The following is an 11,948-nucleotide window of genomic DNA, read 5'->3' on the forward strand; positions in this document are numbered from 1 at the left end:
AGCCGCGAGTGAACCGAGACGCTACTCGCCCCGAGGATGAAAACGAATAACTGCGATTCGCCCCGCGCCGCCGTCCTCCCGTATATAAACCGGGCGGGGGACGGATCCCCCGGGGTAGCCCGCATGGCGGAGAAGGAGGTCTCGTTCGGAATCGAGCTGCTGCCTGACGACAAGCCCACAAAGATCGCCCACCTGATCAAGGTGGCCGAGGACAACGGCTTCGAGTACGCGTGGATCTGCGACCACTACAACAACTACTCGTACATGGGCGTGCTGACCCTGGCGGCGGTGATCACGAGCAACATCCGGCTCGGGCCCGGAATCACGAACCCGTACACCCGACATCCGCTGGTCACGGCCAGCAACATCGCCACCCTGGACTGGATCTCCGGCGGCCGCGCCGTGATCGGCATGGGCCCGGGCGACAAGGCCACGTTCGAGAAGATGGGCATGCCCTTCCCGTGCAAGGTCCCGATCTGGAACTTCGAGAGCGAGGACGAGGTGGGCCCGGCGACCGCGATCCGCGAGGCCAAGGAGGTCATCTACGAGTACCTGAAGGGCGGGCCCGTCGAGTACGAGGGCGACTACGTGAAGACCGGGACCGCGGACGTGAACGCGCGCTCCATCCAGGGTGACAAGATCCCGTTCTACATGGGCGCCCAGGGCCCGATCATGCTGAAGACCGCCGGTGAGATCGCGGACGGCGTGCTGGTGAACGCGTCCCACCCGAAGGACTTCGAGGAGGCCATCCCGCACATCGAGGAGGGAGCCAAGGAGGCGGGCCGGAGCCTGGACGAGATCGATGTCGCCGCGTACACGTGCTTCTCCATCGACAAGGACGCGGACAAGGCCATCGAGGAGACGAAGATCGTCGTCGCGTTCATCGTCATGGGCGCGCCGGACGTCGTCCTGGAGCGGCACGACATCGACAAGGAGAAGGCCGAGCAGATCGCCGAGGCGATCGGCAAGGGCGACTTCGGCAAGGCCATCAGCCTCGTCGACGAGGACATGATCGAGGCGTTCTCCATCGCCGGCGACCCGGACACGGTCGTCGACAAGATCGAGGAGCTGCTCAAGACCGGCGTGACGCAGGTGGTCGTCGGCTCACCGATCGGCCCGGACAAGGAGAAGGCCATCGAGCTCGTCGGCGAGGAGGTCATCCCGCACTTCAAGGAGTAGCCCCTCCACGCCCCACCCCCTACTTCTACTCGAAAAAATACAAAGATCCCGGAGCAGGCGGTTACAGCGGGCCACCGCGGCTTGCCCGTGTGGATGTCCGTGAAGCCCCGGTACGCCGACCTAATTCTGGACGGGCTGAAGACGGTCGAGGTGCGCCGGTGGCTGCCCACCACCATCGCGAACGAGGACACGTGCGTGGTGTACGCCTCCAGCCCCACCAAGGCGGTCCTGGGCGAGGTCCGGATTGAAGGGATCCGCCGGGTGCGCGTGGACGACAACCTGGACGAGCTCGCCGCCGCGGCCCGAGCGTCCCCCAGGGAGCTCCGGGAGTACCTCGACGGCAGGGACCACGCCTACCTGATCGAGCTCTCCAACCCCAGGCGGTACCCGGAGCCGGTCCCGCTGCGGGAGCTGAAGCGGATCGTCCGGCGCGAGCTGGACCGCGAGTTCCACCCCAACCCGCTGTTCCGGATCGACTACGAGCTGCTCAACGCGGTTCGCTCCGCCGCCGGCCTCCGCGTCTCGCTTTGATCAGCTCGAGCACCCGCCGCTTCTCCTCCTCGTCCTCCTCCAACCGCTCGGCACCCCTCAGGATGCTCCCCTCGCCCAACCTCCTTACCTCGCGCAGCAGCAGCCTCGCCACCTCCTCCCGGTGCACCAGGTCACAGTTCTGGCAGCCCCACACCCGGGATCCGTTTCGGGACCGCACCCACTCACCCAGGTCCTCGTCCAGGCACGGGTACAGCGGGCAGAAGCACCAGGTGCAGTCCTGCCCCTCGAAGTGGCACGGGTAGTACTCGCAGTCCCTCCTCGGGCCGAGGGGCTCGCGCACGTCCTCCTCGTCCAGCCGCTCGAAGTACTCCCGGGCCATGGGGTGCACGCGGCGCTCCCCCGATCGACATGGTAATATCTCGATCCGCAGCCGGGGTCGGGGGGATCCGACTTGTTCAAAACGATCATGATCCCGACCGACGGGTCCGAGAACTCGAAGCGGGCGGCCGAGGTGGGGATCCGGCTCGCGAAGGAGTTCGACGCCAAGATCGTCGCCGTGCACGTGATCCCGCTCTGGAGCCCGCTGGGCACGAAACCCTCCTACGAGCTGCCCGAGGAGCTCGTGAAGGAGGCGGAGAAGGTGGTGAACGAGGTCTGCGAGATGGCCGAGGAGGAGGGGGTGGAGGCGGAGCCGGTCGTCGTGGAGTCCCCGTCCATCGTCCAGGGGATCGTGGAGGAGGCTCAGGACCGGGACGTGGACCTGATCGTGATGGGGACGCGGGGCCTGACCGGAGTGAAGGGATTCGTGCTGGGCAGCACGACGAAGGGGGTCATCGCCCGGGCCCCGTGCCCGGTGCTGGCCGTGCCTCCGGAGGAGTCGGAGTGATCAGCCCCCTCGCTCCTCCACCCCCACCAGCCCGTACCCCACGTACACGAGCTTGTCCGGGGCGAGCGCGTCGATCACCTCCGATCGGTGCGTGATGATGATCGCCGTGATCCCCAGCTCCCGGCACATCTCGGAGAAGCTGCGCGCCACCCGCATCGACGTCTTCGGGTCCAGGTGCGAGCAGAACTCGTCGATCACGATCAGGTTCGCGCCCTCCGCGATCATCCGGGCCAGCCGGACCCGCTCCTTCTGACCCGGGGACAGGCGCTCGTAGGGGCTGCGGTATAGGACCGCGTCCGAGATCCCCGACCGGTTGAGGATCTCCACGGCCAGGTGCACGTCGCCCGTGACGGACACCAGGTCCTCGATGATGGTCACGCCCGGGTTGATGTCAGGTTCCACCTCCCCCGGGATCATCGCCGCCAGCCGGGTGTTGTCGGGGAGTTCCACCCTTCCCTTGTCCGGCCGGTACATCTCCTCGACGAGCTCGCGTACGACCTCCTCCGGCGTGGTGCCCATCGAGTAGAGGGCCCGCGACACGATGGGCGAGGAGAGCTTACGGAGCAGCTCCCGCCGGATGGACTCCAGGAACTCATCGTGCGCGCCCATGATCATGCGTACGAGCGTCGTCTTGCCCGCCCCGCTGGGCCCCACGATCACCGCCAGCTCGCCCGGCTCCACCTCGAGGTTCACGTCCTGCAGCGCGTACTGCTGGATGCGCCGGTGCAGGACGCCGAACGCCTCCAACAGCTCCACGATCTCCCGGGGCAGCCCCTTCACGTCCAGCTCGGCCGTGAACATCTTGTGCAGGCCCTTGACCCGGATCGGCCCCTCCAGCGGCTCCACCTCGAGCCGCTTCAGCCGGGATCGGTACAGCCGGCCCCCGTGCCGGCGCGCCAGCCGGTCCGACCGTAGGAACTCGGCGATCGCGCGCTTGGCCTCCCGCGTGAGCGGTTTCACCAGGTACGGCCGGCCCGAGCCCGTGTCCCAGAGGTAGATGAAGCCGACGCTCTCGAAGATGGGGTGGTACCGGGCCATCTGCGCGATCACCTCGATCAGGTGCTTCTCCGCCTTCATCTCCGGCACGCGCGCCTCCCGGACCCACTCCACCGCCGCCCGGACCGCCGTGCGCCCGATCCCGTCCGCCCGGTACTCGGGGTGCACGACCACCCGAGCGATCCGCGCCGCGCGCGTGTCGCACCGGTGCAGGATCTCCTCCAGCGTCTTGCCCCGCTCCGGCTCGAACGTGGGGTGGAACCAGTCCTCGGAGAACACCTTTTCCCGGATGTTCCGCTCCACGTCCCCGTCCAGCCGCCGGTTCAGCTTCGGGATGGGCGGGTCCACGCGCACGTACGCGACGATGTCCGGCTCGTACTCCTCCCCGTTGACCAGCTCCAGCACCATGAAGCGGGACGCGGGCAGCGAGCCCCGGATCGCCCGCAGCTCAACCCGCTCGGACCCGCACTTGGGGCACTCCTCCGGGCGGACGTTGGAGCGGATGACCTTCCCGCACTCCCGGCACGCCCAGATCGCCACCACGTCCTTCTCCGAGGCGTAATGGTACTGCTCCAGGCTGACGATGTACTCGAAGTCCTCCCGGTAGATCGCCTCCCGGGCCCGGAGCTCGTACCGGTAGATCTCCCGGCCCAGCACGTCCGTGCGCTCCACGGTCAGCTCGGTCTCGAACGGGGGCCAGACGCGCACCCACTCGCCCTCGTACTCCCGCTCCACGACCACGTCGTCCTCCTCGAGCGCGTCCACCTCTTCACCCTCGGCTCCCCGGACGCGCACCCTCGTGCCCCGGGTCAGCCAGCCGGCGATCGTGCCGGGCAGGCGCAGGGTGACCCGCTCGCCCTCCTCCGTCTCGAGGACGACCCGACCCTCCCAGTAGTTTAATCGCCGGCGCTTGAAGTCGTTCCTAACGGTACCGACGATCAAGGACGGCACCCCGGAGGTAGCGGGCTTGGAGATCCGGGTGGTCCTGGTCGAGCCCAAGTACGACGGGAACGTGGGTCACGTGGCCCGGGTGATGAAGAACTTCGGGGTGAAGGAGCTTTTCCTCGTCCGACCCCGGGCCGAGCTCGGTGAGGTCTCGATTGCCCGGGCGATGCACGCGGTGGACGTGCTGGAGCGCGCCCGGATCGTGAGCACGCTGGAGGAGGCCCTCGAGGACGTGGAGGCCGCCGTGGCCACCACCGCCGTGCTCGGCTCGACCCCCGCCCGGAACCCGCTGACCCCCTGGGAGGCCCGAGAGCAGCTCGCCGACCACGGGAAGGTCGCGCTGGTCTTCGGACCCGAGGACCGGGGCCTCCGCACGTGGGAGATCGAACTGTGCGACGCGACCGTGTTCATCCCCACCAGCGAGGAGTACCGCTCGATGAACCTGTCCCACGCCGTGGCCGTGCTCCTGTACGAGCTCACGAAGGACGATCACGTGCCGGAGCGCTACGGCCGACCCGCGACCAAGCGGGAGAAGGAGGTGCTCGTGGGCGCGCTCGATCGGCTCATGCGCGCCCTCGGGATCGATGAGGTGCGTCGGGGGAACGTGCGAACGACGTTCCGTCGCTTCCTGGCCCGGGCCCGCTGCACCGACAAGGAGGTGAAGTCCCTGCTGTGGATCCTGGAGAAGGCCCGAAGGAGGGTGGAAGGGTACTCCCGCTCCGGCGACCCGGGGGGAGACCCGTGAACGTGGACTCCTCGATCCTCACGAACCTGATCTACATCATCCTCTCGTTCCTGGTGTTCTGGATCCTGGCTCAGCTCTACTACCGGTGGCTGCTCGTCCGGAGGATCCAGGGGGAGATCGACGAGATCTCCCGGATCGACGAGCGGGTCCAGGAGATCGTCGTCTCCCGGGCCCGGTGCGACCGGGACGAGGCCCGGACCATCGTCAAGCGCGCCGCGAACATGTTCATCGTGCAGCCCGTGCAGCTCGACCCGCACGGGATCATCGAGCGGCTGGAGAACCTCGTGGAGCGCAGCGAGGACAAGCTCCGTTCCTACGCCCGGATCCTGACCGGGAAGCGGAAGGGCGCGGACGTGGACAACATGAGCAAGGCCCTCAGCTGCGTGCTCACCATCCACGCCCTCACCCAGTACCTCCGGCACCTCCTCCTCTCGGCCAAGAAGACGAACAACCTGCAGCTCCTCCTGCTCCTCACCATGGTCCTGCCCGAGCTCAAGCAGTACATCAAGAGCAACTACGAGGGCGCCAAGGCCTTCCTCGACTGCGTCCCCATCGGCGACAGCGTCGGCCCCATGGTCGCCGCCCGATTGATCGGGGACGCCGAGACGCGGGAGATCGAGCGGGACACCGTGGCGGCGGAGCGCGAGTACAAGGGGCGCCGCCTGGTCATCGTCAAGGCGAACGGCCCGGGCGGCAACCTAGGTCGACTGGGCCGCGCGGTCCGTCGGCTGGTGCGGGAGTACGGGGACGTGGCCAAGATCATCACCATCGACGCCGCCCTGAAGCTGGAGGGCGAGCGGACGGGGAAGGTGAGCGAGGGCGTGGGCGTTGCGATGGGCGACCCGGGGCACGAGAGCTACAAAATCGAGCAGATCGCCGCGGACGAGGGGATCGACCTCGACGCGGTCGCGATCAAGATGAGCGCGACCGAGGCCGTCACCCCGATGCCGAAGCCCGTGGTCGACGCCGTGGAGGAGGCCGCGAAGCGCGCGCTCCGGCTCGCCGAGGAGGCACCCGAGGGCTCCACCGTCATCATCGTGGGCGTGGGGAACACCGTCGGCGTCCCGAACAACCGACCGTACACCGGGGGGTGAGCGCCGGCTGATCTGCCACCGGTGCGGGCGCGAGGCGACCACGCTCATCGAGGGGCTGTGCCCCGAGTGCTTCCTCGAGGAGCACCCGATGATCCGGGTGCCGGAGGACCTGGAGGTGCGGGTCTGCGCCCAGTGCCTCAGCCGTCACACCGGGCTCCGCTGGGAGCACCCGCCCGAGGATGCGGAGGACGTCGAGTCCCTGCTCATCGAGTACGCCCTCCGCGCCCTGGAGGACGAGATGCGGGTCCTTCAGGGGGCCCGGGTGGACGTCCGGCCCCTGGAGGTCAAGGGCGAGCCGGGCGGCCCCGGCTCCCGCGTGCAGGTCGCGTTCCTGGTCGAGGGCGAGTGGGAGGTGGAGGGGGAGCGACTCCGCCGGGAGTACCACCTCAAGGTCCCGGTCACGTTCACCCTCTGCCACCGGTGCATGAAGTACCGGTCCGGGTTCTACGAGGCCATCCTGCAGGTGCGCTCCTTCCGCGGCGGGCTCACGGAGTCCGAGCGGAAGGAGCTGGAGGAGTTCGTGACGCGGTCCGCGGAGTCCCTGCTCAAGCGCGACCCGATGGCCTTCATCTCGGACGTGAAGCACCGGGACGAGGGCATCGACTTTTACCTCGGCTCGACCAGCGCCGCCCGGAAGCTGGCCCGACGCCTCGTCGACCGGTTCGGCGGGACCGTGCGGGAGTCCCACGAGCTGGTCGGCGTCGACAAGGACACGGGCAAGCGGCGCTACCGCACGTCCATCTCCGTGCGGCTCCCACACCTCCGGCCCGGGGACGTGATCGAGCTCGAGGGCGCCCCGTACGAGGTCACGGGCGTGGGCGAGCGCTGCACCCTCCGCCGCCTGACGGACGGGACCCGGGTCCGCCGGGACTGGGAGGAGCTCGCGGAGGCCCGGCGCCTCAAGCCCGAGCCCGCCATCGTCGTGAACACCGACCCGCCCCAGGTCGTGCTGGAGCGCACGGGCGAGACCCTCGACTGCTTCGACACCGGGGCCCTCGACGGGTTAGAAATAGGGCGGCGGGTGACGGTCGTCGTCCTGGACGAGGGCGCCGTGGTCCTACCCGAGGAGGACTGACGGGGGGCGCGCCATGGCGGAGGACGCCTGGGAGCTCGTCACGCGCAACGCCGTCGAGATCGTCACGGAGGAGGAGCTCCGCCGGATACTCGAGGAGAAGGACGAGCCCGTCGCCTACGTCGGGTTCGAGCCCTCGGGCGACATCCACCTCGGGCACAAGCTCGTGATCGACAAGATGGTGGACCTCCAGCGGGCCGGGTTCCGGGTGATCATCCTGCTCGCCGACCTGCACGCGTACCTGAACGAGAAGGGCTCCCTCGAGGAGGTGCGGGAGCTGGCCGAGTACAACAAGCGCTGCTTCACGGCCCTCGGCCTCGACCCCAAGCGCACGGAGTTCGTCCTCGGCTCCGAGTTCCAGCTCGAGGAGGACTACGCCCTCGACGTGTACCGCATGGCCCGTCACACGACCATGCGCCGCGCCCGCCGGAGCATGGACATGATCGCCCGCCGCGAGGAGAACCCACCCGTCTCCCAGGCCGTCTACCCGCTCATGCAGGCGCTCGACATCGTGCACCTCAACGTGGACCTCGCCGTGGGCGGCCTCGAGCAGCGGAAGATCCACATGCTCGCCCGGGACGTCCTGCCCAAGCTCGGCTACGACGCCCCCACCTGCCTGCACACCCCCATCATCCACGGGCTCGACGGCGAGGAGAAGATGTCCTCGAGCAAGGGGAACTACATCGCCGTGAACGACGACCCCGAGACCATCCGCGAGAAGCTCCGGCGGGCCTACTGCCCTGCGGGCGAGGCCGAGGGCAACCCCGTCCTCGAGATCTACCGGTACTTCATCTTCCGCGAGTACGACGAGGTCACGATCGAGCGCCCCGAGAAGTACGGCGGGGACGTGACCTACACCAGCTACGAGGAGCTCGAGCGCGACTTCGTCAACGAGGACCTCCACCCGCTCGACCTCAAGGAGAACGCCGCCCGGTACCTCGCCGAGATCCTCGAGCCCGTGCGCAAGGCCGTGGGCACCCCCTCCTGACGGGGGCCCGTCCCCTCGCGCCTCCGCGGCCGGCTCCTCCTCCGCGACCTGCCCCCGCCCCTCCGCGACGGTCCCCTCTGGGAGGGCGGACCCCGCGGCTTCCGCGCCCGCGCCCGCGTCGACGCGGACCGCGTGGAACTCACCTTCCGGGCCCGGAGCCCGGCCAAGGCCGCGTCGGGACTGGACGCGGTGCTCGCCTGCGTCCGCGTTTCCGAGGAACTACTTAACCTGGTACGGAAACGATCGGCCCGGGGTGATCCCGGTGGGCAAGCGCATCGACGACGAGACCCTGAAGAAGATCCGGCTGCCCAAGGAGGGTGAGATCTTCGGCGTCGTGGAGAAGATGCTCGGGGACGACCGCGTCCAGGTCCGGTGCGTGGACGGGAAGACCCGGATCGCCCGCATCCCGGGCAAGATGCGCAAGCGCGTCTGGATCCGCGAGGGCGACGTCGTCCTCGTCAAACCCTGGGACTTCCAGCCGGAGCGCGCCGACGTCACCTGGCGGTACACACGGGTCCAGGTGGACTGGCTCAAGCGCAAGGGCAAGCTGGACGAGCGGGTCATCAAGCTCCTCGAGGAGATCATCCCCGGCGGCTAACCCCGACCGGGAGGCGCCCCGTTGGCCGAGGACAAGTACTTCTCCGCCATCGAGCGGGTCGACGTCGAGCCCCAGAAGGTGAAGCGCCTGGAGAAGACCCTCGAGGACCTCAAGGTCGAGGAGGAGGTCTTCGACCAGTACACCCTGATGACCCTCTACGAGCTCTCCCGACGCGGCTACCTCGACGGGCTGATGGGCTTCGTCAAGACCGGGAAGGAGGCGAACGTCGCCCGGGGCGTCCGCGGCGACGAGCTCGTCGCCGTCAAGCTCTACCGCGTCGCCACCAGCGACTTCCGACGCATGTGGCGCTACATCCGGGGCGACCCCCGCTTCCACCGGATCGGGCGCAAGCGCCACCAGATCGTCTACGCCTGGGCCGAGAAGGAGTTCAAGAACCTCGCCCGCGCGTACGAGGCCGGCGTCCGCTGCCCCGAGCCCATCGCCCACATGAACAACGTCCTGATCATGGAGTTCATCGGCGACGACGAGGGCAACCCCTACCCCCTGATCAAGGACTACCCGCCCGAGGATGAGGAGACCGCGGAGGAGGTTTTCTGGGGCATCCTCGAGGACTACCAGCGCATGTACCGCCGGGCCGAGCTCGTGCACGGGGACCTCAGCGAGTACAACATCCTGTACGGGGGCGACGGAGACTACCGCATCATCGACTTCTCCCAGGGCGTCCTCCTCGACCACCCCCTGGCCGAGGAGCTCCTCCTCCGCGACATCCGCAACGTGACCAACTTCTTCACCCGACTCGGGGTCGACACGCCCCACATCGACGAGCTCGTGGAGGAGATCCGGGGGTGAGCGCCGTGGCCGAGGAACCCCCCGAGGAGGCGCCCGAGGGCGAGCCCGAGCTGGCCGATGAGTTCTACGAGCGGGTGGAGCGCGTCAAGATCCCCAAGGACCGGATCGGCGTGCTCATCGGCCGGAACGGCGAGACGAAGCGGTACATCGAGCGCAAGACCGGCGTCGAGCTGCGCATCGACAGCAAGACCGGGGAGGTGGAGATCCGACCGACCAAGCGCGTGAAGGACCCGCTCGACCTGCTCAAGGCCAAGGAGTGCGTGCTCGCCATCGGCCGCGGCTTCTCGCCCGAGCGCGCGTTCCGCCTCCTCCGGGAGGACGACGCCAGCCTCGAGATCATCAACCTGTACGAGCTCGTCGGCCGCAACCCCAAGGCCCTCGAGCGACAGCGGGCCCGCATCATCGGCCGAGAGGGCCGCACCCGCGAGCTCATCGAGGAGCTCAGCGGGGCCGACGTCTCCATCCGAGGCAAAACCGTCGCCCTCATCGGCAAGCCCCGAGAGCTCGAGATCGCCCGCAAGGCCATCGAAATGCTCGCCTCCGGCGCCCCCCACGGCCGCGTGTACCGATACCTCGAGAGCGAACGCCGCCGCATGAAGCGCGAGAAGCTGCGACTCTGGAAGGACTCCGAGCCCCCCGACCTCCTCTGACCGGGGCGCCACCATGACCGCCCTCGACCGACTCCGCTCACTCGCCCGCCGCGTCCTCCGCTGCCTCGAGCACGACGAGCCCCTCGAGGTGCCCAAGCGCACCACCTCCAACATCCGGTACGACCCCGAACGACGCGTGTACACCCTCGGCGACGACGCGTACCGACGCCGCCCGAACACCCTCCGCGGCGCCAAGAAACTCGCCCAGATGATGAGCGTCGCCGCCTTCGCCAAGGAGCTCGTCGAGACCGGCCGCTCCGCCACCCTCCGCGAGCTGTACTACACGAGCGAGGGCTGGGACCTCCCCTTCAAGGACCAGCGCGAGAGCGACGCCATCGTCGAGGACCTCGAGGCCGTCCTCGGGCTCAAGCGCGAGGAGTTCGGCATCTGGCCCGAGGAGGACGGGGCCGCCGTCTACGGCGACCTCCTCGTCGAGGAGGACGGGGTCAAGATCCACGCCGAGCGGGCCGGCATCAGCGGCTACAACATCCCACCCAACGTGGACGCCGTCGAGCTCCTCGACTGCGGGGCCGAGCGCGTCATCGCCGTCGAGACCATGGGCATGTACCGACGCCTCGTTCAGGAGCGCGCCCACGAGAAGCTCGACGCCCTCATCGTCGGGCTCAAAGGACAGGCCGCCCGAGCCACCCGCCGCCTCCTCCGCCGCCTCAACGAGGAGCTCGACCTCCCCGTGTACGTGTTCACCGACGGCGACCCGTACGGCTGGCACATCTACATGGTCATCCGGAGCGGGAGTGCCAAGGCCGCCCACCTGAACCACGAGCTCGCCTGCCCCGACGCCAAGTTCATCGGCGTCACCGCCACCGACATCGTCGAGTACGACCTCCCCACCGAACCCCTCACCGAGGCCGACCGCAAGCGCATCGAGGAGCTGAAACGGGACCCCCGATACGACAGCGAGTTCTGGCGGCGCGAGCTGGACCTACTCGCCCGACTGGGCAGGAAGGCCGAGCAGCAGGCCTTCGCCAAGTACTCCCTCGACTACGTGGTCGAGGAGTACCTCCCGACCAAGCTGGAGGAGCTCGAGTGACCGCGACCCCGGGAAACGTTACAATGACCGTAACGATAGGCCCAGGGTGAGGGGGCCTAACCCGACCGGCGCCGAGGCAACGGCGGCACCACCGGGATCACCGGCAGCCCGTGCCTCTCACCCCGCTCACCGGACGGCCGGCCGGGCGAAGAGCCCGACGGCACCCGCTCCAACCACGCCGCCAACGCCGCCAGGCACCACCCCGTGGAGTACGCCCGACAGGCCACCTCCTGCGGTTTACCCGGATCGTCCATCGACGGCCAGAACCACGACCCGTCCGGATCCTGACTCTTGGTGCTCAGCAGGAACTCCACGGCCCGTTTGACTCGATCGTCGAGCGGGTCCATCCCCGTCTTCATCAGGGCGAAGAGCACCCGAGCCGTCTTGTGCGGGCAGGGCGCCGCCGTCCCGTTCGGACCGTACACCGGGTCGTTCACCGAGG

The 11,948-nt window shown here is 68.6% G+C and carries 13 protein-coding genes and 1 pseudogene; 11 read left to right on the plus strand and 3 right to left on the minus strand.

Features of this window, described 5'->3' with window-relative positions; genetic code table 11:
• Positions 1–123: 123 nt before the first annotated feature.
• Both mer and ACXJJV_RS00085 read left to right on the plus strand, forming a co-directional pair.
• Positions 124–1,179, plus strand: a complete 1,056-nt coding sequence (gene mer / locus ACXJJV_RS00080) for a 5,10-methylenetetrahydromethanopterin reductase (protein WP_456466103.1) — start codon at positions 124–126, stop codon at positions 1,177–1,179.
• Between the two features lie 87 nt (positions 1,180–1,266).
• Positions 1,267–1,710 carry an ASCH domain-containing protein gene (locus tag ACXJJV_RS00085; RefSeq protein ID WP_456466121.1) on the plus strand — a complete coding sequence of 148 codons (444 nt, stop codon included), beginning with the start codon at positions 1,267–1,269 and terminating at the stop codon, positions 1,708–1,710.
• Here the strand turns inward: ACXJJV_RS00085 and ACXJJV_RS00090 are convergent.
• Positions 1,667–2,050: a cysteine-rich small domain-containing protein gene (locus ACXJJV_RS00090; protein ID WP_456466123.1), complete on the minus strand. Its 384-nt coding sequence runs from the start codon at positions 2,048–2,050 to the stop codon at positions 1,667–1,669. The two genes, ACXJJV_RS00085 and ACXJJV_RS00090, sit on opposite strands and share 44 nt — an antisense overlap.
• Before the next feature lie 72 nt (positions 2,051–2,122).
• On the opposite strand from ACXJJV_RS00090, the gene ACXJJV_RS00095 reads away from it, so the two are divergent.
• The gene (locus ACXJJV_RS00095; RefSeq protein ID WP_456466105.1) at positions 2,123–2,557 is read left to right on the plus strand and encodes a universal stress protein; all 435 of its coding nucleotides are present in this window, start codon (positions 2,123–2,125) and stop codon (positions 2,555–2,557) included.
• Here the strand turns inward: ACXJJV_RS00095 and ACXJJV_RS00100 are convergent, their stop codons facing one another.
• Positions 2,558–4,495 carry a GNAT family N-acetyltransferase gene (locus tag ACXJJV_RS00100; RefSeq protein WP_456466107.1) on the minus strand — a complete coding sequence of 646 codons (1,938 nt, stop codon included), beginning with the start codon at positions 4,493–4,495 and terminating at the stop codon, positions 2,558–2,560.
• Between the two features lie 25 nt (positions 4,496–4,520).
• Here ACXJJV_RS00100 and ACXJJV_RS00105 point away from each other — a divergent pair, with 25 nt between their 5' ends.
• From ACXJJV_RS00105 to ACXJJV_RS00140, 8 genes are all read left to right on the plus strand, one after another.
• Positions 4,521–5,243 (plus strand): RNA methyltransferase, encoded by a 723-nt coding sequence (locus tag ACXJJV_RS00105; protein WP_456466109.1) that lies wholly within the window; start codon positions 4,521–4,523, stop codon positions 5,241–5,243.
• A complete protein-coding gene (locus ACXJJV_RS00110) occupies positions 5,240–6,337 on the plus strand; it encodes a DUF1512 family protein (RefSeq protein ID WP_456466111.1) in 1,098 nt (365 codons plus the stop codon). Before ACXJJV_RS00105 ends, ACXJJV_RS00110 begins: the two co-directional genes overlap by 4 nt.
• A 10-nt stretch (positions 6,338–6,347) precedes the next feature.
• Positions 6,348–7,412 (plus strand): 60S ribosomal export protein NMD3, encoded by a 1,065-nt coding sequence (locus ACXJJV_RS00115; RefSeq protein ID WP_456466125.1) that lies wholly within the window; start codon positions 6,348–6,350, stop codon positions 7,410–7,412.
• A 13-nt stretch (positions 7,413–7,425) separates the two neighbouring features.
• Positions 7,426–8,397 carry a tyrosine--tRNA ligase gene (locus ACXJJV_RS00120; protein WP_456466113.1) on the plus strand — a complete coding sequence of 324 codons (972 nt, stop codon included), beginning with the start codon at positions 7,426–7,428 and terminating at the stop codon, positions 8,395–8,397.
• A gap of 262 nt (positions 8,398–8,659) precedes the next feature.
• Positions 8,660–8,995 carry a translation initiation factor eIF-1A gene (gene eif1A, locus ACXJJV_RS00125; RefSeq protein WP_456466115.1) on the plus strand — a complete coding sequence of 112 codons (336 nt, stop codon included), beginning with the start codon at positions 8,660–8,662 and terminating at the stop codon, positions 8,993–8,995.
• 21 nt (positions 8,996–9,016) lie between these two features.
• Positions 9,017–9,805 (plus strand): serine protein kinase RIO, encoded by a 789-nt coding sequence (locus tag ACXJJV_RS00130; protein WP_456466116.1) that lies wholly within the window; start codon positions 9,017–9,019, stop codon positions 9,803–9,805.
• A gap of 5 nt (positions 9,806–9,810) precedes the next feature.
• Positions 9,811–10,455: a KH domain-containing protein gene (locus ACXJJV_RS00135; protein ID WP_456466118.1), complete on the plus strand. Its 645-nt coding sequence runs from the start codon at positions 9,811–9,813 to the stop codon at positions 10,453–10,455.
• A 13-nt stretch (positions 10,456–10,468) separates the two neighbouring features.
• The gene (locus tag ACXJJV_RS00140) at positions 10,469–11,506 is read left to right on the plus strand and encodes a DNA topoisomerase IV subunit A (RefSeq protein WP_456466119.1); all 1,038 of its coding nucleotides are present in this window, start codon (positions 10,469–10,471) and stop codon (positions 11,504–11,506) included.
• A 56-nt stretch (positions 11,507–11,562) separates the two neighbouring features.
• On the opposite strand, the pseudogene ACXJJV_RS00145 reads toward ACXJJV_RS00140, so the two are convergent.
• Positions 11,563–11,948: pseudogene (locus tag ACXJJV_RS00145) on the minus strand (hypothetical protein); the annotation flags it as partial.

It is taken from the genome of Methanopyrus sp. (assembly GCF_053997775.1).

Bases quoted from the DNA above. Each gene is read 5' to 3' on its own strand.
- mer (WP_456466103.1), top strand. From the start codon at position 124: ATGGCGGAGAAGGAGGTCTCGTTCGGAATCGAGCTGCTGCCTGACGAC.
- ACXJJV_RS00090 (WP_456466123.1), bottom strand. From the start codon at position 2,050: ATGGCCCGGGAGTACTTCGAGCGGCTGGACGAGGAGGACGTGCGCGAG.
- ACXJJV_RS00120 (WP_456466113.1), top strand. From the start codon at position 7,426: ATGGCGGAGGACGCCTGGGAGCTCGTCACGCGCAACGCCGTCGAGATC.
- ACXJJV_RS00140 (WP_456466119.1), top strand. From the start codon at position 10,469: ATGACCGCCCTCGACCGACTCCGCTCACTCGCCCGCCGCGTCCTCCGC.